Genomic DNA, 19,715 nt, shown 5'->3' on the forward strand with positions numbered 1-19,715 from the left:
GCGGCCCACTCAGACCCTGCGAACATTCCCGGTCACCGCACTAGAGCGTGTTTCAGAAGTCCTGGTTTGGAACGTGCGCTTTTTGATCAACGAATCTCTCCCCGGTGCCACTGGGAGCTCTGATGGTGGCGGAGCGGCGTGAACGATTTCTCGCCCTCGTCGCAAAAGCCTGCGTCGTGGCCTGATTCGCCGCAGCGACCAGCACGAGCACCCAACCCTGATCAAACGCGCTGCGGTGAAAGGCGTGAATCACGCCCTGACCAGTAGCAGAACCTGGTTTTGGCTGTTGGGGTCGGTGACCGCCACCAGTGTGGCCAGCACTCCCTGCAGCAGCACCGACACCTCATCGGCGTCCTGAAAGGTGGACGACCCGGACCTGCCGGCGGACGGGAGGTAGAGGAGAGCAGCGAGCACCAGCGCCGCCGCCACTACCAGATCACCCTGCTCGGCCGGGATCTGACGGCTCCACACTTCCTCAACGATCTCCCAGGCCTCCTCCAGCAGGGTTATCACCTGCGGTTCGACCAAACGACGCCGGAGCGGGTCACTCGTATAACGCAGCGCCCAGGCCGGATCACCCACCCGGCTGCTCATCGTCCGTTGGAGACTCTCAAGCAGGAACGTCTCCAACGACGCGGACGGTCCGCGACGGCCCCACCACCAAGCCGTCGCGATGGTGATGTCTTGACGCCGGTCGGCCGAGTAGGGCGCCGAGTGGCTGACCGCCGCGCTTCAGCAGATCGGCGCCCGGCGGCTTCGTCGCCCTGGCAATCACAGCTATGTGGTTCCGGTAGGGCGGACGCGTGGCGAGCGGGCTCGGGTCACCATCGCGCTGGTTTTGGTGCGGTACCTGAAGGGTGAACTCTGATGCGGCTCTTCGCTCGCTTGGAACATGCTGTCGGTACCGTGGTAACGCCACAAGGATGAGACAGGGTCAACCGCACGGGTTGCGAGGGGCTTTAGGATCCTTCGGGCGCGGTAGATGCGTCGCTGTCCTGCGCCCAGTCATCAGGCAATGTGACACCCGGTGCTGGGCGCAGATCCATAATGCCCGTAGGTCGCAAAACGCCGTAAAAACTGACCGTGGCGCCGGAGAAAGATGCGCCCCCGAAGCCGACTGTGGCGCCGGAGAACCTCGCGCCCTCGAAGTCGACCGTGCCGCCGGGGAACATCGCGCCCATGAAGTGGACCGTGCCGCCAAAGAAGGACGCGTTCCCGAAGTGGACCGTGCCGCCGGAGAAAGATGCGCCCCCGAAGTGGACCGTGGCGCCGGAGAACACCGCGCCCCCGAAGCCGACCGTACCGCTGAAGAACATCGCGCCCCCGAAGTGGACCGTGCCGCCGGAGAAAGATGCGCCCCCGAAGTGGACCCTGCCGCCGGAGAAAGACACGCCCCCGAAGCCGACCGTGCCGCCGGAGAAAGACGCGTTCCCGAAGTCGACCATGCCGCCGGAGAAAGACGCGTTCCCGAAGTCGACCATGCCGCCGGAGAACATCGCGCCCCCGAAGTGGACCGTGCCGCCGGAGAAAGATGTGCCCCCGAAGTGGACCGTGGCGCCGGAGAACACCGCGCCCCTGAAGTCGACCGTACCGCCGGAGAACACCGCATTTGTGAAGGTGACCCTGCCGTGCAGGGCGTTGTCGGGGTAGGCGGTGAAGCGGGCGCCGGTGAAGTCGCCTCCATCGAAGACGACCTCGGTGAAGTCGAAGTCGTGGCCTTGCCAGGATGCCTCTGCGTCGTCGCGGAGATGGGCGGTGATGGTGCGGATGATGGTGTGGCGGACCTCGCGCAGCGACCGGTAGGTGTGCCGTGCGGCAGCGCGCTCCTTGATTTCTGCGGGCGTGGCTTCGGTGGGATTCTCGCCGGGGTCGGGGTCGTAGGGCATGCGCAGGTAAGCGCACAGGATGTCGATGCAGGTCTGGCGTAGGGCCCGAGTGGGTGCGTCGTCAGCGAGTCCGGCCAGCGCATGTGCTCCGGCAAGCTGGATGGCCGAGGAGTCGGAGCCGAGTTGCGCGGTGGCGGCGGTGAACCGGTCGGTGTGCAGCTTGGTCGCCTCACGCAGCGCCGCCCCCTCTTCCAGCCGTTGCCTGCGGTAGGCCACGACCAATGCCACCAGTCCGCCGATCCCCGCGACCACCGCGAACGCGAGTTTCACCAGATCGAAGAGCGTGCTGGAGGTCAGGGCCCGTTCTGGTTTGAACGACCGCACCCCCAGCAGGGTGAGACCGGCCCACATGAGGCCCGCCAACGTGGCGATCGCGACGGTGAACGTGCCGGCGAACGCCGCCCACACCGGCATCAGCCGCGCGGGCTGGCCGAGTGCCTGCTTTGATCGCCGGACCAACCATCGTTTGCCGCCCACAGGGGAAGCGTACGGAGAGGCTTTCAGCGGCAAGGCAAGAACCTGATCACTGGCAGCATGCGGTCGTGGACACCGCGCCATGAGCGTCCGATTCGAACGGCTCGGCGAGCAGGAGAAGGCGTTCGGCTCCGCGCACGTCCCGGCCGCCCCGCCCCTCGATGTGGACCATCTCGTCGGTGATGCTTTTCAGGAGCTTCCGCTTGGCCGCGATGTCAGCGAAGACCTTGTGCGGCTGGTGGCATCAATGGCACGTTGCTCGCCGAACTACTGCACGCGGCCGGCTACGAAGTGGACATCAGCCTCGTCCCAGCGGGTGAGCCGCGACGGCAGGCCCTCGCCGAGTCCGCGGCTGAGCGCGCCGAGAATTTTCCTCGCGTCGGTGTCGGCATGCCGGCGCTGCTGAGCCTCGAAGCGCTCCAACCGCCGAGCTACAGCTTGAAGTCCTCTGAGAAGCCCATATAGAAGAATGGACGTCAAGGACCTGGGGCAAGCTGCCGGTCTATGATTTCCGTGAAAACTTCAAAGTAGCATTTATAGGAGGCTCCACTGCTGGCAAGTAGATCCGTCTCGTAATTGAAATCTATTCCCCCATAATGTTGCAGCGGCTTGGGGTTGTGTGCCAATTGTTGTAGCTGTGCGAAGCTAAAGCTGAGCGGAAAAGTGCCGACCACATCGTCGCCCAGACCGAAAGCCTCGGTGATCACATCAGCCAATGTGAGGGTAAGGATATTAACCCAATCGTCCGGCACGTTGACCCCAGCAGCAGCCTCGACGGCGTCCACCCCTTCGTCGAGCGCCCGCTTAATGGCAGCTCGGACCTCTTCCTCGTTGCCGGAGTCATGTTCCATCAGAACGCAGTACACCACCACGTCCTCGGGTGGTCGAAATGTCCACACATCCTGAACCTCGACGCGCTGGCTGCCAGCTGAGACATCGCTGAATGATCCGCTGGGAGGAATCTGGGTGGTTGTCGCCAGCTCGCGCTTTGCCGGAGGATACACGCCAATTACCACGTAGGGCTCATCGGCACCAGGGCCTGACTGATCCCCGAAACAGTGCAGGCCCTTGAATCGAATGGTGGTCGCGTAGCGCTGATTTACGGTGAGTACATCACTGAGAAAACTGATATCGCCTCCTTGAAAAAACTGCTCAAAACCGCTGCCTTTCGGCTGGATGCCGGTGACCGGTAGTCCCAATGGGCCCAGCCGGCCGCCGTTGTGTTGCCAGGCTTTACTAATGGATGCCATTTCACGTCGGTCCTGAGCGAGGGCTAGCACCTGCCGCAGGGAAAACGGCGCGCTCACGCCAACGCTCGAAGCCAAGCTGCGTGCGCTAGAAATGGATCCTGCTACACTCCGATAGCTCACCATTGCACATCTCCTATTGAAGCGTGACAAGCACGGGGATCAGTCCGCGACCGGAGCCCAGACCAGCTAGGGCCTTGCCGATCACAGCACCGAAGGCACGCGTCATATCAGTTACGCCCATGGCGTGTCCTGGTGTTGGCGAAGTGGTCAGCATCTGGCCGAACTCGATGGGTGAACTGTCGGCATCGACTTTGCACCAGACTTTTCCGGTTAGAGCGATTGGACGGCGACCAGGTGCATCTTGGCGATCGAGTACGATGCCGGGCCGATAATTTCCTGCGCCGGAGACGACACCGACAACGTGTCGGTCATAGGCCTGACTGGAAAGACGTAATGAAGCGTGATCGGCCAGTACGACCACGCTCCCGGCGTCGATATCCTCGCCTTCCATTACTTGGAATTGTTCAGCAAGGTCGGCGCCTTGGAGTTGGACATCGCCACCAACCAGCAGGTTATTGGTAACACTGACATGGCCAATGAAATACCCGGCGTGCCCACCTCCTTTGTGCTCCGCGTGCAGAGCGGTGTTACCGGTGCTGGTACTGGCATAGACCCCTATGCCCATGTCGGCCTCACCGGCGACGCCGCACCCGCCACCTTTAGCGATACCGTTCACGCCGTGTCCGCCCCAGGTGGACTCGGTGTGACCATAAACGCCCATCCACGTGGTGGACTCGCCAACCACTGCTGCCCCGCGACTCTTTGCATGGAGTCCGAACCCAGCGTGGTCCGACTGGTCCGAATTAATGGCGGTAACGCCGGGAACATAGGGCGCATTCGATTCGCCTATTAGCTCAGCCATGATTCCAGCCCTCCTGATGTAAATGAATTGGATCGCGCAAAAAGAAGCACTCCGCATATTGCTCCTACCCTAGGGCCGACTGGTGGACACAAGCAAGAAAGCGCTTTTACGCCAAAATTGCGGATTCTTTAGCTATATCTTGCGACACTTCATGTTTTTAAGTTGCCCCGCCTTTGTTGGGGAGACAATGATTCAACAAAGAGCGTTTAGTGGCATTGGAAGTTCACGCGACTGCAATGCGGTTGGCCTTAGACGCGAATGGCCCTGACAGCGGCTGCCTCTCGCGCAAGGTCCATATGCAAGGCGTCTCACCCGGCCGGAGCGGCGTCCTGCCGGTTTTGACACGGCTCCGCGTCGGAGCGAGGCTGCGGTGGCCATCACCACGACCCTCTGACGCAACGGGGCCCTGCGCCGTAGCCTGAAGTTGTCGGTGCTTCGGGAAGTGAAGGGCCTATGGGCAACCGTGGTGCGATCGTTGCTGCAGGTCGTAGCGATGCTGGTCTGGTCGGGAAGTCAGGGGAGTGGCTCAAGGGCATTGAGAACGGTCGTCGTCTGCCGCCTCGGCTGGAGATGCTGGTCAAGCTCGCGGAAGGACTCGGCCTCAAGGATGTCGCTCTGCTGGCGGGCACTGACATGAACATCGGCGAGGGCGCCTCCATCCCGCTGGCGTCCTTTGCCCGTATCCCTCACCAAGCCGTACCCGCCATCCGCGACGCGGTCCAGGCCCCGATGTTGACGGTTCCCGCTCGGCCGGTGGACATCGCGGCACTGGCCGGCCGAGCCGCCCAGGCGTGGCGGCTCTGGCATGGATCGGCGACGCACAGGACCGATGTCGGCCGGACCCTGCCCGCCCTGGTCACTGATGCGCGCATGGCCGTACGGGTCAGCGAGGGAGAGGAACGACGCGACGCGAACGCGATCCTCTCCGACGTGTACGCGCTCGTGCAGCATGAGCTGGTGTGGGCGAGGGGCTTCCCCCTTGATTGTGGACACCGGTTGTTATGCGGCGGTTGGCAGCGTAGTGGTCGATCTCGTTTCGTAGCCGGCGGGGCTGAGGTAGCCGAGGGCGGAATGCCGTTGTCGGGTGTTGTAGAAGGTCAGCCAGCCGAACACGGCCAAGCGCGCCTGGCCGATGGTGGGCCAGCCTCGCGTGGGGAGGATCTCTCGTTTGAGGCTGGCGAAGAACGACTCGGCCAGCGCGTTGTCCGCGCTCGATCCGACCGCTCCCATCGACCGGCATACCCCGGCCGCCGCACAGGCCTGCGCGAACGCTGTCGAGCTGTACTGAGAGCCGCGATCGGTGTGGAAGATCACCCCGGTGACGTTCCCGCCCTGGGACTGCACGGCCGCGTGCAGCGCGTCGATGACCAGGTCGGCGCGCATGTGGTCGGCCATCGAATAGCCGACCAGGCGGCGTGAATACAGGTCGATGACCGTGGCCAGATACATCCATCGCCCATCGTCACCACCGCCCCGGACCGCGCGCTCCACGAGGCCTGCAAGCCTCGGGTACGCCAGCCGGCAGTTCTGCAAGCTCGAAGCGCGCGGTGACGGATCGTTCTCCGCCGACACCCGCAAGCGGACGGCGAAGCACGCCCGGGCGATCACCTCACCCTCCCCAGGCCGGTGCGGGGACGCGGGCCGCTCGGCGTTCTACCAGGCGGCCAGGGTGCTGTTACGCAACGCCCGGTGCGGTGCCGCCCGGCCAGCCGCCGTCGAACGCCACGGTATGCACAGCACCGGTCTCGGCGGCGCCGATGACCATCACATGTGTGACAGGTGCCTGATCGGTTTTCCTGTCATGCGTAAGGGGGCCGCCCCAAAGGATCTTGACTAGTGCACGGAGTCGCGGACGTTCTAGAACATCACCCTTCCGCGAGAGGCGCGAGCATGCCGACGATCAGTGTGATCACTCCAGTCTACGAGGGTGGTCATCGTCATCTCGGAGAGGCGTACCGCTCGCTGGTCGAGCAGCCGCTGCCCGAGGGCTGGTCGTGGCAATGGATCGTTCAGGAGGACGGGCGGAGCGGGAAGCCGGCTTCATGTTTGCCCGCCGACCCGCGCATCTCCGCCGGCAGTGGCCGACGCGGCGGCGCCGCCATAGCACGCACCATGGCCCTCGCGCGGGCGACCGGTACCCTCATCAGGGCACTCGACGCCGACGACCTCCTTCCGGTCGGCACGCTCGCTCGCGACATTGAAACTCTGCAGGCCAATCCGGAACTCGGATGGTGTGTGTCGCCCTGCCTGGACCTGCTGCCAGACGGCACGCTGGTTCCCGGCCCGTACGATCCACCTCCAGGCCCGCTGCCCCAGGGTCTGCTCGCTGAAGGCTTCGCCGCCGGCAAGCTCCCGGTGATGGGCACGACTCTCACTGCTCACGCCGACCTCGTACGGGCGGTCGGCGGATGGCCGGCCCTGCCTGCCTACGAGGATGTCGCGCTCCTCCTGGCCTGCGAGGCGGTGGCCGCCGGATGGATGAACGCCGAGGCGGGAGAGATCTACCGCAAGCATCCCAGGCAGTCGACCAAGTTCAGCGCGTACAGGGATCCGGATGAGATAGCGGCACGAACCGCTTCGATCCTTGCACGTACCGAAACTTTGCGACGCTCCCGCTGGCAGTGGGCTCCGTCCCGGATGTCCGTTCAGGCCGAATGCTGCAAGTGCTGACCACGGGGAGCCGGGTGTAGGCGTACGACATCGCCATCTTCGACTTCGCACTCACCCCCGTGCGGATCGACGGCATATACCCGTACGGCTCGACAACCCCGACCGGTACCGGGCCTTCGGGGAACGCGTCGCCGACGGCGACCTCGAGGAGGCCAGGTTCGTACTCGCCGGGGGAGACCGGGCTGCTGCCGGGCACGGCGTCCCCGATCCTGGTGTGGCTGGAGAAGGGGGTGGGTGCGCGCCCGGTGGGAGGACATCAACCCTGACGTCGAGAAACGACCGGCCCGGCGCTACTACGACCTCACCGCCAATGGCGCGGCCCGGGCCGGCGCCGCCCTGACGGCCGCACGGCGGCCCTGCCGGGCGGCGCTTCGCGGCTTGGCAGGACAAGGTGGTGCTGGTGGTGATCTTTTAGCCGTTCCTGGCCTAACGAGATCTAGTGGTGGGCAGGTCTGGCCGTTCGACGGATGCACGATGCGCCATGGGCGGTCAGCGCGACCAAAGGGCACGGCCCGGTCGGTGCGAATCGGCCCAGGCCGGCAGCATCCTGGCGAGATTCGGTCAGGGGCCTGCCGGTGCTGGCGGGACCATGCCGACCGGTTCATGCCCGTGTGTATTCGGCGGCTGGGGAAATAGTGGTCAGCTGGGATGGCGGTAGCGACTCAATTCGGGGTCAGGTGGCCCAGAGCCTCCGAGGTCTTTACGCATCGCTTCGCGCAGTTCGGCGTTGGCCGCCCAGAGATCTGTACGTGCGTGTACGTACGCGTCGCTGGTGGTGTCGAAGGTTGCGACGAGCGCATCCTGCATGACGACGAGGGCGTCGGCGGCGGCCACGGCCAGTTCGATGATCTCTGCTGGAGCGCATAGGGAGAGGCACTGCCGCATGCGCCATATTCCGGACTCGTCGATGGCGGTGTAGAGAATGCCCAGCCTCTCTGCTTCCGTAGGAGTCGTTCTCAGCGTGGCGGCTCGCATGTTGGAGTGGCTCTGGCTCAGGGCGGTGAGGAAGTTGGTGTAGGTCTCTCGACGCATCTGTGTTTGATGACGGTCGTGATCTCTACGCCACCGTGCGCGGTCGGCGAAGAGAGTGGAGCCGATGCCGACGGCCGCTCCAATGATGGTTCCGAGGGGGGCTGACCAGTCCAAAGCGGGGTTACCTTCCGACGGCCGATCAACTGCACGGCTTGCAGGTAAGCGTTTGTGTGTTAGACGTTGATCTGGGAAGTACCGTTCGGTCCTGCTTCTAGGTGTACTCGGCCGGGGCTGGCGGAAGGGGCGTATTTCGATGCTTACCAGCGTGCAGTTGAAGGAGAAGTCACCGGCGGCTTGCGCGCTCACCGTTTGGCGGGACCGGATCTACCTCTCCTGGACCGGCACCGATGGCAAGCTCAACCTGGCGTCCTCGCCGGACGGACGCGACTTCGCGCACACGCAGCGGCTGCCGCACCGCAGTTACTCCTACGACAACTCCAGCATGGGCGATTCCTTCTCCAACCTCGTCATCACCCCGCCCGCCATCGTCGGAACGGCCCAACGGCTCTATCTCGCCTGGACCGGTAGCAATGCGGCACCGAACCTCCTCGTGGCCGACGCCCCGGCCCACTCCGCTCCGGTCGTCCTCCCCCAACGGAGCCACTGTTCGCCTGCGGTGTCGGTGTCCGGACACGGCGCCCCGGTGCTGGCCTGGACCGGCACCGACCGGCGCGTCAACGTACTGACCCTGTCCGATCAGCGGTCGGCAGCACCCCTCCGGTTGCAGCAGGCCAGGAGCGTGGTGGCGCCCGCACTGTGCAGCCACCAGGACGGCCTGGTCCTGGCCTGGACCGGCACCGACCGGCGCGTCAACCTGCTGACCCTGTCCGATCAGCGGTCAGATCACCTTCGGCTGGAGGAGGCCAAGAGCACCTGTGCGCCGGCGCTGTGCAGCCACCAGGGCGGCCTGGTGCTGGCCTGGACCGGCACCGACCGGCGTGTCAACCTGCTGACCGTGACCGGGGACCGCTCCACCCCACCACTCCGGCTGGAAGAGGCCAGGAGCGGCTTCGCTCCCACGGTGTGCGGCCACCGGGGTGACCTGGTGATCGCCTGGACCGGCACCGACGCACGCCTCAACCTCGCGCGGCTACCGGCAGCCGCGACCTGACCGGCCGACCAGCGGCGGCGCGGCCACCCACTCGGCGGAGGCCACGCGTACGGCCACGCGGCCCTGCTCCCGGTCAGCGGTGCGGGCTGTCGTGGTCGGCCTGAGCCACAAGGGCGCGGCCGCCCAGCAAGTCGCCGCCGAGCTCAAGCACAGATCCCGTGGAGCCGTCCCAACTCGGCGACGAACCACTGGACCACATCGCCTCATCCGAGCTGTGGCAATGGCGGACCCCTTCCGGCGGCCGCAAGGACGCCGGCGTGTTCAGCCCCGACGACCGCAGCATGGTCGCCTCCGACGGAACCGTGCTCGAGGTGCCGTCCGGCCGCCACCTGCGGCAGCTCACCGGCCAGGACACCACCGGCGACGTCGCCTACAGCCGGGACGGCGAGCTCCTGGCGATCACCGGGCCCAACGGCATCACCCTCTGGGACACCCGCACCTGGCAGCCGACCGGAGCACACCCCGCCGGACAGCGCCCCGCCTTCCCCGTCTTCGCACCTGACGGACGTACGCTGGCCGCATCCACCCTCGCTGGAATCCAGCTGTGGGATGTCGCCACCGGCCGCCCGCTCGGCGATCCTGTACCCGACGCCGGTGACACCGCGGATCTGGGCTTCGACTCCACCGGCGGCCTGCTCTACCTGCTCACCACCCGGGGCGAGACCCGCACCGCCCTGGCTTCCCCCGAGCGTATGTTCCCCGCAGTCTGCGTCCGAGCGGGCCGTGACCTCACACCGCGGGAATGGCACCGCTACATTCCGGAACTCCCCTACCGCAAGACCTGCCGCTGAATACCAGGTGTCCCGCGTGACCCCACGCCGGCCTGTACGGGTCCGTATCGATGGCAGGTGGTGTCAGCGGGTCAGATCGGCGTCGGGGACGGACAGCGCGATCCCCGTCCGCCGGAGCGGTTCGCGTGTTCGGCGGCCAGCAGCAGGTAGGCGCTGGCGGTCCAGGTGTAGGCGCGGTCGCGCAGGCCGGCGCCGGTGAGGGCGTCGAAGTTCTCGGCGAACCCGGAACGTTCGCAGAGGGAGCGGAAGCGTTCGCTGATGTCGTCGGCGAGCTCGGTCTGGCCCGCGCGGCGCAGGCCGTCCTCGATGAGGATGGTGGAGGGCGCCCAGATGGGGCCCCGCCAGTAGCCGTCGCTCCGGTAGTGAGGGGAGCCCGGGTGCTCGGTGGCCAGACCGTGCTCGGTGAGGTGCGTGGTGATGCGCTCGGCCAGGGCGGTGGCCACCCGCGGGGGGAGTTCGGCGCCCAGGACGATGGGCATGAGGTCGAGGAGGCCTTCGGTGCGCCACTCGGCCGCCGACGCGACGCCGCGGGTGTGGAAGCGGCCGTCGCGCCACAGCCGGTCGAACAGGTCGCTGTGCAGCCGGTCCGCGGTGGCCGTCCAGTGGCCGGCTTCGGTCTCCTCGCCGAGCTCGGTGGCCAGACGGGACAGCTCCCGCAGTTGGAGGACGAGGAAGGCCGACAGGTCGGCGGTCTCGACGAGGCGTTCGGGGTCGAAGGCGGTGGCGTTGTCCCAGCCGCTGTCGTTGCCGTGCTGGTAGTGCGGGAGCGGGTTGCCGGGGCCCCGTCGTGCGCTCAGCCAGAACCGGGTCCAAGCGGTCAGGCGCTCGTAGGCCTGCTCGATTTCGGAACGTTCCAGCGTGCGGGGCAGCGTACGGCGGAGCCGTCCGAACGCCCAGCCGTGGATGGGGGGTTTGACGAAGTTGTAGAGGACTTCGGAGTGGGTGACTGAGTCGGGTAGCGCGCCACCGTCGTCCTGGTGGTCGAACACGACGTGGAACTGGTCCAGTGCCAGCTCGGGCGCGCCGGCCGCGAGCGCCATGGCGTTGAAGCAGTGGTCCCAGCTCCACACCTTGTCCATCCAGTGCTTGGACATCAGCACGGTGGGCCGGCCCACGAGCCCGGCGGGGCCGACGGTCGCCGACCACAGGACGTAGGCGGCCAGTTCGGCGGCCGGGGTGGTGGAGTCCCGCCACGGGGCGATCGCGTCGGCGAAGGCGGTGAAGTCGCGTGTCGACGACACGACGATCTGGTCGAAGGTCACCGTGGGCGTGTAGCGAGGACGGCCGGTGGTGCACTCCTCGACGGCGATCTCCCAGGGCAGCCCGTCGACGCCGACGGTCAGGCTTCGCTCGGCCGCGCCGAGGGACTCCTGCCCTTCGGTGGCGAACTTCCCGTGCAGGACGGTCATCCGATACCGGCGGCCGGTCTCGTACGAGGTCAGAACGTAGGCGCCGGTCGCCGGGTCGAAGGAGAAATAGGTGCCGGTGAAGGGGGTCAGTTCAGGAGCGGCGGCGGTGAGGCGCAGCCCGAGCCCGGCGCCGCGCAGGCGGATCGTGTCGGGGGACTCGAAGGCCGCCTCGGCGTTTCCCCGCTGCTCGGACCAGGCCAGGCGCGCCGGTGTCGCGCTGACGTCCGCCTCTACCCGCGCGCCGTCCCGTACCGGAGTCAGCCGCAGGACCGGGTGCATGCCGGTGGTGTGGGTCATGAGGTGCAGGTCGTCGGAGTAGGTGGCCAGCGCGGTGACGGGTGAGATGGCGAGCCACGAGCCGTAGGTGCTGAAGGGGATTTCCTGGACGGAGAAGGCCGGGCCGGGAGCGGCAGCGGTCATGGAGGACGTTCTCATTTCTCGTGCGGAGACAGGCCGGGAAGGCGAAGCAGGAGGAGCCGGACTGGATCAGTCCTTGACGGCACCCGTCGTGGCTCCGGCGGCGATGTAGCGCTGGGCGGCGATGAGGATCAAGGTGGTGGGAATCGAGGCGACGACGGCGGTGGCCATGATCGCGTTCCACTGCTGGTTGTTGTTGCCGATGTAGTGGTAGATGCCGAGGGTGATCGGCTGGTGGTCGCCGCCGCCGTCGAGGGTGCTGGCGAACACGAAGTCCGACCAGGACCACAGGAACGCGAACAGCGACACCGTCACGATGGCGTTGCGGCTGACCGGCAGGACGATCGACCAGAACGTCCGCAGCGGTCCGGCGCCGTCGACCTTCGCGGCCTGGAGCAGCTCGCCGGGGATCCCGGACATGAAGGCCGTGAAGATCAGCACCGCGAAGGGCACGGCCAGTGTCGAGTCGGCGACGATCAGTCCCGGGACGTTGTTGAGAAAGCCGAGGCTCAGGTAGATGGCGTAGAACCCCATCGCCATGATGATCCCCGGAACCATCTGCGCGGCCAGCAGCACGAAGTTCAGCACGCCGGCGCCGCGCGGCCGCAGCAGGGCCAGGGAGTATCCGGCCGGGGCGGCGAGGGCGAGGGTCAGCAGGACCGTGCCGAGACCGACGAGCACGCTGGTGCCCAGGTAGGGGAGCTGCTGGTCGAGGACGGCATGGTAGCCCTCCCAGGTGGGGTGGGTGGGGAAGAAGCTGGGCGGAGTGCGCCGCATGTCGGCGTCGCGGGTGAGCGAACTGTTGATCATCCAGTAGACGGGGAACAGCATGATGCCGGTGAGGACGAGAGCGATGCCCGTCTTCCACCAGGTGGTCGCGGGCTTCACGCGGTCACCTTCTTGCGCTCGGCGCGGATGTAGAGCAGGCCGAAGGCCAGAGCCGTGACGACCAGGAGGTTGCCGACGGCGGCGCCGGGGCCGAAGTCGGGGAGCATGTTGCCGAACCCGAGACGGTAGGACCAGGTGGCGAAGGTCGTCGAGGAGTCGACGGGGCCGCCCTTGGTCATGATCCAGATGATGTCGAGGACCTTCAGGGTGTAGATGAACCCGAGCAGCAGGGTGATGGCGGAGACAGGGCGCAGCAGCGGGAAGCTGATCCGCCAGAACCGCTGCCAGGCGCTCGCGCCGTCGAGCGCCGCGGCCTCGTGGAGGCTCTCGGGGATGTTCTGCAGGCCGCTGTAGAGCACCACGAGGTTGAACGGGATGCCGATCCAGATATTGGCGACCGTCACCGAGGTCAGCGACCAGTCGGGCGAGGTCAGCCAGCCCGCAGGGCCGACGCCCACGAGCCCGAGGAGGTAGTTGACGACGCCGGACTCGGAGTTGAGCAGCCACGACCAGGTGGAGGCCGAGACGATCAGCGGCAGCAGCCACGGCACCAGGAACAGCGCCCGCAGCACGACCGACAGCCGGAAGTGGCGGGAGAAGAAGACCGCGAGGGCCAGTCCGATCGAGAACTGGAAGAACAGCGACACCAGCGTGAAGATCACGGTGTGCCACAGAGCCGGGCTGAACGTCGGGTCGTGGATGACCTCGGAGTAGTTGTCCAGGCCGATGAAGGGGGCGTCGCCGGAGACGAAGGAGCGGACGGTGTAGTCCCGCAGGCTCAGATCGATGTTGCGGTAGAGCGGGTAGGCGTAGAAGAGCAGTAGGTACGCGACGACCGGGAGCAGGAACGCCCAGGCCGTCCACTGCTGTGACCCACGCCGCTTACCGGCTTTGTGATGCGTCCGGGTGGGGGCCCGGCCCGCTGGTGCGGCGGACGTCGTGACATCCGCCGCACCGCGGCCGGGCAGGCGCTTGGTGTCCATGCCGGGAATACTTCCTCCGCTACTTCACCGAGGACTGGGCGGTCTTGAGTGCGTCCCGCGGGGAGGAGGAGCCGCTCAGGGCCGCCTGGACGGCGGTCCACATCTGCTGGGAGATCTTCGGGTACTTGGTGCCGAGGTCGTCGCTGGTGCGGCCCTTGGCGGCGCCGACGGCGTCGACCCACACCTTCAGTTCTGGGTTGGCGGCCACCTGCTTCTGCTGCACCGCGGTGGTCGGGGCGATGTAGGACAGGGTGGTGTCGGCGGTGAGGGAATTGTCGCCGCTGGTCAGGCAGTTGACGATCTTCTGTGATGCGGTGTAGCGGCCCGCGTCCTTCTGGACCGGGACGGTCACGAACTCCCCGCCGGTCGGTGCGGGCGCGGGACCACCGGTCTGTGCGGGGATCGGAATGATGCCGTACTCGAAACCGGCCTTCTTGGCGTTCGCGAGCTGCCAGGTGCCGTTCTCGGCGAAGGCGTAGTCGCCGGTGGCGAACTCCTGCCAGCTGGTGGTCTGGGTGTTGTTCAGCACGGACTTGGGCGCCAGGCCCTTGGTCACCCAGTCGTCCCACAGCGACAGGGCCGCCACTCCCTTGTCGGAGTCCAGCTGGGTGAGCTGGGCCTGCGAACCCCAGAACCAGGGCAGGAACTGGAAGCTGCCCTCCTCGGTGCCGATCGCCGAGAACGTGATCCCCTTCTTGCCCTTGGCCTTGACCTTCTCCAGTGCCGAGGTCAGCGAGGCCCAGTCCTTCACCGAGGCGACGTCGACACCCGTGGAGGCCAGGACCTTCTTGTTGTAGTAGAGCGCGAGGGTGTTCGCGCCGATCGGGATGCCGAAGGTCTTGCCCCCGCTCTGTCCGGCGGCGATCAGGTTCGGCACGATCTGGGTGATGTCGGTCTTGGTCTCCTCGGTGGTGCTGAGGACACCGGCCTCGGCGAGTGTCGACACGACGGGGTTGTCGACGATCAGGACGTCCGGAGCGGCACCCTGCTGGGCGGCGAGCAGCGCTTTGTTGGTCAGGTCGGTGGTGTCGTAGGCGGTGCGCTTGATCGTGACGCCCGCATCCGTGCCGCACTTGGCGATCAGCTTCGCCCAGTCGGAGCTCGCCTCGAACTGAGGGTAGGGGTCCCAGACCGTGTAGGTGCCGCCGCCGCTCGCCGAGGAGCCGGTGCCCTTGTCGTCGGAGGATGAGCAGGCCGCCGCCGATGCGGCCAGTGTGAGTGCGATCAGGCCCGCGCCCAGCGCGCGGATGGGGGTGGCTGGGGTGGTCATCATGGTCCTTTCGAGTGCACCGGCGGGGGCGCAGAGGGGATCTCGAACCGATTCGCCGAACCGGTTCGCCAGACGATAAGCGCGACCCGACGCAGCGTCAATGGCTCCACGCAGGCTGTTTTGATCAGGCCAGAACTGGCGAGACCGGTCATACTCGCCCTACGTCGCACTCGGGGGACGGCCATGGCGAATCGATTCGACCTGAGGGCGTCCGCCTGCCCGCCCTCGCGGGGCGCGTGCGCCGCCGCCCGGCGACGCACCGTCGTGGGCGCCGACGGGGGAGGGGCCGACGTGGCACCCCGCCCGGGCCCTGCGGTACGGCATCATGGGAGCCTGCGGCCGGCGAGGTTCAGCGGGCGCACGATGGCCTGCCTCGCGGGGCCGAGCAACGCAGGCGAACCGGTTCGCCCACAAAGCTGCACTTTGAGGTACGCTTAGGCTCCCTGTTGGAGGTCAGTTGCCGAATCGGTTCGAGAAGCCAGCCTCGCCGGTGAACATCGGTGAGATCGCCAGCCGAGCGAAGGTCTCGCGGAGCACCGTCTCCTACGCCCTGAGCGGTAAGAAGCCCGTGTCGGAGGCGACCCGGGCGCGGATCCAGCGGGTCATCGACGAGATGGGGTACCGGCCGAACGCCAGTGCCCGCGCGCTGGCCAACGGCGAGACCCGCACGCTGGGCCTGGCGTTCCCGCCGGCCAGCAGTCATTACACCGACATGCAGCTGGATTTCATCGGCGGCGTCGTCGAGGCGGCGGCCGCCCGCGACTACGACGTGCTGATGTCGCCGGCCGGAGCGGGAGAGGAGGGCTCCTTCGCCCGGATGGTGGGAGAGCGCCGGGTGGACGGCGTGATCCTCATGGAGATCCGGTTGCGCGACGCCCGGGTCGACCGGATGCTCCAGACCGGGTTCCCCTTCGTGACGATCGGCCGCACCGGCAACCCCGAGGGGATGGCCTGGGTCGACCTCGACCACATGCGCCTGGTCCGGCGCTGCGTCCAGCACCTCTCCGATCTCGGCCATCGGCGGATCGCGTTCGTCAACCGCTCCGAGGAGTTGATCCGGGCGGGGTACGAGTCCGCGCGGCGCGGCCAGGACGGGTTCGCCACGGCGATCGAGGAACTCGGCCTGGTGGGCACCGTCTACCCGTGCGACGACGACGCCACCGGCGGAGAGGCCTGCGCGGCCCGCATCCTGGCCGACGCCCCGGAGACCACCGCCATCGTGACCCTGAACGAGGCCTCCCTGGGGGGTCTGTACCGGGGTCTCGGCCAGGCCGGTCGCAAGATCCCCGGGGACATGTCCATCACGGGTATCGCCGGGAACCGATGGGCCGACGCGGTGACGCCCACGCTGACCGCGGCCGACGTCCCCGCGCACGAGATGGGCCGCATCGCCATCGACTTCCTGCTGGAACGCATCTCGGCACCCTCAGCGCCCGCCCGGCACCAGCTCCTCGTCCCACCGATCTCCCTGCGGGCCAGCACCGGCCCGGCACCCTCGTTGTCCTGAACGGACTCCGGCCGGCCGCTGCGGCCGGCGACGGCGTGCCGATGGCAAGGGACGCGATGTGGGCCGCCTCCGACACCTTGCACGTCGCCGCCAGAGTCCCAGAGCTCTCCCAAGCGAGGGCGAGCATGACCGTTTTCACGTCCGGCGGCGTGTCCGGCGGCGAGGCTTAGGGGTGGGGTGCTTTTGCGGGGGCTTCTTACGGGTGGGTTGTTGTTGGGGAGTGCGGCCACGGGAGCTGTTGGGGGTGCGGCCGCGGACGATGCCGATCAGTTCCTCCATGAGGTCGGTCGTCGCGGTCTCGAGCCAGGCCAGGCCGATCTGGGACTGGGGGGCGTCGGTCACGGTTCGGTAGGTGAGGTCTTTGCGGTGGTGGAGGCGGGCCAGAGACTGAGGGAGCAGTAGGACGCCGGCCCCCGACGCCACCAGCTCGATCGCGTTCGCCGTGCTCTTGGGACGGGTGAAGGCGGGCTGCCCGGGGCGGTCGGCCCAGGTCAGGACCTCGTCGAACGGCTCGAACACATCCTCGTCGGCGAGATCGGCAAGCTCCACCTCCTCGACCGCGGCCACCGCGTGATTCTCCGGCACCACCACCACGGTCGTCTCCAGGTACAGCGGGATCACGTGGAGGGCTTCGCGGTCGACGGGCAGGCGCACGAACGCCGCGTCCACGCTGCCGTTCCGCAGCAGGGGGAGGGCCTCGCCGGCGGGCATCTGGATCAGCCGTAGGGGCACCTCCCGCACCCGCTCGGCCCACGCCCCGGCCCATTTCCCGGGCGTCACCCCCGGCGCGTATGCCAGCCGGAACTCACCCTTTGTCACCTTCTCAGCCTAGCCATGTCCAGACGGCTCCCTCCCGCTGGCTACCCTTGAGGTCATGAGCACGTCCAAGGCGAAGGCCCCGCAGACCATGAAGCCCGCGACCGCGGCCAAGAAGCTGGGGATCCTGCTGACGGCAGCGCCCGCCGAATTCCAGGAGGGCCTCGTCTCCCGGGACGAGTTGAACGCGCTCCAGGCCGACCCGCCCTCTTGGCTCGCCGACCTGCGCCGCGAGGGCCCCCACCCTCGCCAGGTCGTCGCCGCCAAGCTCCGAGTCTCCGCCTCGGGCCTGGCCCGCGCCGGCATCACCGGCCCCCTCACCACCGTCGAGATCGAGAACTTGAAGGCCGAAAACCCCGACTGGCTGGAGCGCGAGCGGGCCATCCAAACCGGGGTCCGCCAAGAGGAGCTCCGCCTCAAGCAGCAGCGCGCCAAAGCCCGACCCACGGGAACGAGGTAAGACTCCGCGGCCAGATGCCCCGACCATCTCCGTCAGCACCAGCAGGGACGCCCGGCGGTCCGCCCGTACCTCCGATCGCGCCCGCCGGGGGTGGGTGCCGGGCTCGGCCGGGTGGGCATCCACCCGCCGGCCACCGGCCCACGCGGCCACACCGAGCACGAGCGCGCCCAACTCACAGAACCCGGCGCGATCGGGGCGCAGGGTTCGGTCCGGTGGTCAGGGGGTGTGGGCGGCGATCTCGCGGCAGAACCACACCCTGGGCGGCGGGTCGTTAAGGACACCGACGGGCGGGGACATCCGGCAGGCCTTGGCGGCCTCGCTGATTTTGGCCTGGATGCCGGCGATGTCGTCGGCGTCGAGTTCGTAGATGGCGATACGGGCACTGTTGGAACTGCCCGACACCCCACCGGAGACACTGACGCTGGCGCTGCCCCAGCCCCAACTGCCCTGCGCCTGGGCCTGCGCCTCGGCCCGGTACTCGAAGGTCTTGCTGGCGTTGGCCTGATTGGACTGCTCGGAGTTGACGGTACGGCCGAACTCGTTCTGGGACTCGTCAGTGACCGAGTCCAGAATCGAGGAGGTCCGCTGCGTGGTCTCGGCCGAGCGTTTGTAGGTGCTGATACGGATGCTGGTGCGCTCGCCCGGCAGCAGCGAGAACGTCTTGATCGTGCGTCCCGGGCCGTACCGGCCGGGCAGCGAGGTCAGCCGGTAGTGCTCGACCAGCACCAGACCCGGCCGGCAGTGCGGAGGCGCCGGCACGAACCGATAGGCGAACGCCCCGGTCGTATCGCGCAGCACCACCAGCCTGGCACCACCGGTGAGCTGATGGACCACCGTCGCCTCGTCCAAATCGGCCACTGCCTCTATCAGCCCTGCCCGAGTGGCCTGATCGGGCGCCGCCGCGACATTGGGAAACACCGCGGGATCGAAGTAACCGGTGCTGCTGGCGGTCTTCCACGCGGCGGCGATCCGCTGCCGGGTCAGCGCGAACGGCGGCACCCGGGTACCGATCGTCTCCAGGCCGCTGTCGGGATCCTGATAGCCGTGCAGATAGATCAGCGGCGTCTTGTCCCTGGACCGCTGCCTGTCCTGGACCGCCAGCGAGGTGAACGCCAGCGGCTGCTCACTCACCTGGAAGTAGACCCTGCGACCGGCCATCGCCTGGGCCACCGGCTCTCCGAAGTCGACCGGGACCACCACGTCCTTGACGCCGACGCTGCCGCGATAGTTCAGCCGGAACGTCAACGACGTACCCTGCACCAGGTCCTGCCAGATGTCGGCGCCGTTCACCAGCTGCTTGAGCCTGATGCTCAGCGGCGTCGGGTCACCCTCGGGGCCATGCCCCAAGTCCACACCCCCGACCGCCGAACCCGAACCGCCTATCCAGGAAGGCACTGATCTTTCGCCGGACATCTGATCTCGATGACTACGTACGGGCGACGCCGACCGCTGCGTGAACCGCCCCGATTCGGAGAAGGCTCGGCGGGACCATCCCCGCGCGGGGATGGTTTCCGCACCCGGCAGGTAGGGCACGACGGGCCGTCCTGCTCCCCAAAGTCACTTCTCGGTGAAGGTGGTCGACGACTCCGGCGCGATCGTCGGGGGGCTGGCGGCGTGGACCTGGGCGGGGCTGTGTGGGATCAGCATGCTGTGGGTCCGAGAGGACGGCCGCATGGACGGCTGGGGATCAAAGATTCGTCTGGCCGCTGAGGAAAAGGCCCGGCAACGTGGGTGTGATCGGGTGAGCGTCTCCTGACCGCATCGATCCGGCCCTGGCCCCTGGCCGCCCCGGCCTCGCATTGACTTCCAAGTGGTTCACAAGTCCGGAG

Annotated in this window: 19 protein-coding genes; 6 read left to right on the forward strand and 13 right to left on the reverse strand. The window is 67.3% G+C overall.

Annotated elements, in window-relative coordinates; translation table 11 throughout:
• Positions 1-249 precede the first annotated feature (249 nt).
• The 6 genes from ACRYCC_RS30895 to ACRYCC_RS30920 form a co-directional block, all read right to left on the reverse strand.
• Positions 250-630 carry a hypothetical protein gene (locus tag ACRYCC_RS30895; protein ID WP_433817265.1) on the reverse strand — a complete coding sequence of 127 codons (381 nt, stop codon included), beginning with the start codon at positions 628-630 and terminating at the stop codon, positions 250-252.
• A gap of 329 nt (positions 631-959) precedes the next feature.
• Entirely contained in the window at positions 960-2,363 is a 1,404-nt protein-coding gene (locus tag ACRYCC_RS30900; protein WP_433817266.1) for a pentapeptide repeat-containing protein, read from the reverse strand.
• 264 nt (positions 2,364-2,627) lie between these two features.
• Positions 2,628-2,783 carry a hypothetical protein gene (locus ACRYCC_RS30905; protein ID WP_433817267.1) on the reverse strand — a complete coding sequence of 52 codons (156 nt, stop codon included), beginning with the start codon at positions 2,781-2,783 and terminating at the stop codon, positions 2,628-2,630.
• A 53-nt stretch (positions 2,784-2,836) separates the two neighbouring features.
• Entirely contained in the window at positions 2,837-3,685 is an 849-nt protein-coding gene (locus ACRYCC_RS30910; protein ID WP_433817268.1) for an LGFP repeat-containing protein, read from the reverse strand.
• Between the two features lie 58 nt (positions 3,686-3,743).
• Positions 3,744-4,532: a hypothetical protein gene (locus ACRYCC_RS30915; RefSeq protein WP_433817269.1), complete on the reverse strand. Its 789-nt coding sequence runs from the start codon at positions 4,530-4,532 to the stop codon at positions 3,744-3,746.
• A gap of 999 nt (positions 4,533-5,531) precedes the next feature.
• Positions 5,532-6,140 carry an IS3 family transposase gene (locus ACRYCC_RS30920; RefSeq protein ID WP_433817270.1) on the reverse strand — a complete coding sequence of 203 codons (609 nt, stop codon included), beginning with the start codon at positions 6,138-6,140 and terminating at the stop codon, positions 5,532-5,534.
• 282 nt (positions 6,141-6,422) lie between these two features.
• Here ACRYCC_RS30920 and ACRYCC_RS30925 point away from each other — a divergent pair, with 282 nt between their 5' ends.
• A complete protein-coding gene (locus ACRYCC_RS30925; protein ID WP_433817271.1) occupies positions 6,423-7,202 on the forward strand; it encodes a glycosyltransferase family 2 protein in 780 nt (259 codons plus the stop codon).
• Between the two features lie 639 nt (positions 7,203-7,841).
• Here ACRYCC_RS30925 and ACRYCC_RS30930 read toward each other — a convergent pair.
• Positions 7,842-8,234 carry a hypothetical protein gene (locus ACRYCC_RS30930; RefSeq protein WP_433817272.1) on the reverse strand — a complete coding sequence of 131 codons (393 nt, stop codon included), beginning with the start codon at positions 8,232-8,234 and terminating at the stop codon, positions 7,842-7,844.
• Positions 8,235-8,499: 265 nt separating this feature from the next.
• Here ACRYCC_RS30930 and ACRYCC_RS30935 point away from each other — a divergent pair, with 265 nt between their 5' ends.
• Entirely contained in the window at positions 8,500-9,345 is an 846-nt protein-coding gene (locus tag ACRYCC_RS30935; protein ID WP_433817273.1) for a hypothetical protein, read from the forward strand.
• A 158-nt stretch (positions 9,346-9,503) separates the two neighbouring features.
• Positions 9,504-10,136, forward strand: a complete 633-nt coding sequence (locus ACRYCC_RS30940; RefSeq protein WP_433817274.1) for a WD40 repeat domain-containing protein — start codon at positions 9,504-9,506, stop codon at positions 10,134-10,136.
• 71 nt (positions 10,137-10,207) lie between these two features.
• Here the strand turns inward: ACRYCC_RS30940 and ACRYCC_RS30945 are convergent, their stop codons facing one another.
• The 4 genes from ACRYCC_RS30945 to ACRYCC_RS30960 form a co-directional block, all read right to left on the reverse strand.
• The gene (locus ACRYCC_RS30945) at positions 10,208-11,965 is read right to left on the reverse strand and encodes an amylo-alpha-1,6-glucosidase (protein ID WP_433817275.1); all 1,758 of its coding nucleotides are present in this window, start codon (positions 11,963-11,965) and stop codon (positions 10,208-10,210) included.
• A 66-nt stretch (positions 11,966-12,031) separates the two neighbouring features.
• Complete coding sequence (locus tag ACRYCC_RS30950; RefSeq protein WP_433817276.1) at positions 12,032-12,850, reverse strand: carbohydrate ABC transporter permease; 819 nt, start codon at positions 12,848-12,850, stop codon at positions 12,032-12,034.
• Positions 12,847-13,833 (reverse strand): carbohydrate ABC transporter permease, encoded by a 987-nt coding sequence (locus ACRYCC_RS30955; RefSeq protein WP_433817277.1) that lies wholly within the window; start codon positions 13,831-13,833, stop codon positions 12,847-12,849. Before ACRYCC_RS30955 ends, ACRYCC_RS30950 begins: the two co-directional genes overlap by 4 nt.
• 19 nt (positions 13,834-13,852) lie before the next feature.
• The gene (locus tag ACRYCC_RS30960; protein WP_433817278.1) at positions 13,853-15,103 is read right to left on the reverse strand and encodes a sugar ABC transporter substrate-binding protein; all 1,251 of its coding nucleotides are present in this window, start codon (positions 15,101-15,103) and stop codon (positions 13,853-13,855) included.
• A gap of 490 nt (positions 15,104-15,593) precedes the next feature.
• Here ACRYCC_RS30960 and ACRYCC_RS30965 point away from each other — a divergent pair, with 490 nt between their 5' ends.
• Positions 15,594-16,610: a LacI family DNA-binding transcriptional regulator gene (locus ACRYCC_RS30965; RefSeq protein WP_433817279.1), complete on the forward strand. Its 1,017-nt coding sequence runs from the start codon at positions 15,594-15,596 to the stop codon at positions 16,608-16,610.
• 135 nt (positions 16,611-16,745) lie between these two features.
• Here the strand turns inward: ACRYCC_RS30965 and ACRYCC_RS30970 are convergent, their stop codons facing one another.
• Positions 16,746-17,429: a LysR family substrate-binding domain-containing protein gene (locus ACRYCC_RS30970; RefSeq protein WP_433817280.1), complete on the reverse strand. Its 684-nt coding sequence runs from the start codon at positions 17,427-17,429 to the stop codon at positions 16,746-16,748.
• Between the two features lie 55 nt (positions 17,430-17,484).
• Here ACRYCC_RS30970 and ACRYCC_RS30975 point away from each other — a divergent pair, with 55 nt between their 5' ends.
• Positions 17,485-17,886 (forward strand): DUF5997 family protein, encoded by a 402-nt coding sequence (locus ACRYCC_RS30975; protein ID WP_433817281.1) that lies wholly within the window; start codon positions 17,485-17,487, stop codon positions 17,884-17,886.
• 216 nt (positions 17,887-18,102) lie between these two features.
• Here the strand turns inward: ACRYCC_RS30975 and ACRYCC_RS30980 are convergent, their stop codons facing one another.
• Positions 18,103-19,239: a hypothetical protein gene (locus ACRYCC_RS30980; protein ID WP_433817282.1), complete on the reverse strand. Its 1,137-nt coding sequence runs from the start codon at positions 19,237-19,239 to the stop codon at positions 18,103-18,105.
• Positions 19,240-19,492: 253 nt separating this feature from the next.
• On the opposite strand from ACRYCC_RS30980, the gene ACRYCC_RS30985 reads away from it, so the two are divergent.
• The gene (locus ACRYCC_RS30985; RefSeq protein ID WP_433817578.1) at positions 19,493-19,642 is read left to right on the forward strand and encodes a GNAT family N-acetyltransferase; all 150 of its coding nucleotides are present in this window, start codon (positions 19,493-19,495) and stop codon (positions 19,640-19,642) included.
• Positions 19,643-19,715 lie beyond the last annotated feature (73 nt).

This window comes from Actinomadura scrupuli, assembly GCF_050971785.1.
Classification (GTDB): domain Bacteria; phylum Actinomycetota; class Actinomycetes; order Streptosporangiales; family Streptosporangiaceae; genus Actinomadura_E; species Actinomadura_E scrupuli.

Excerpts from the sequence above, each read along its gene's own strand:
- ACRYCC_RS30915 (WP_433817269.1), bottom strand. The coding sequence starts at position 4,532 with ATGGCTGAGCTAATAGGCGAATCGAATGCGCCCTATGTTCCCGGCGTT.
- ACRYCC_RS30925 (WP_433817271.1), top strand. The coding sequence starts at position 6,423 with ATGCCGACGATCAGTGTGATCACTCCAGTCTACGAGGGTGGTCATCGT.
- ACRYCC_RS30930 (WP_433817272.1), bottom strand. The coding sequence starts at position 8,234 with ATGCGTCGAGAGACCTACACCAACTTCCTCACCGCCCTGAGCCAGAGC.
- ACRYCC_RS30945 (WP_433817275.1), bottom strand. The coding sequence starts at position 11,965 with ATGACCGCTGCCGCTCCCGGCCCGGCCTTCTCCGTCCAGGAAATCCCC.
- ACRYCC_RS30955 (WP_433817277.1), bottom strand. The coding sequence starts at position 13,833 with ATGGACACCAAGCGCCTGCCCGGCCGCGGTGCGGCGGATGTCACGACG.
- ACRYCC_RS30960 (WP_433817278.1), bottom strand. The coding sequence starts at position 15,103 with ATGACCACCCCAGCCACCCCCATCCGCGCGCTGGGCGCGGGCCTGATC.
- ACRYCC_RS30975 (WP_433817281.1), top strand. The coding sequence starts at position 17,485 with ATGAGCACGTCCAAGGCGAAGGCCCCGCAGACCATGAAGCCCGCGACC.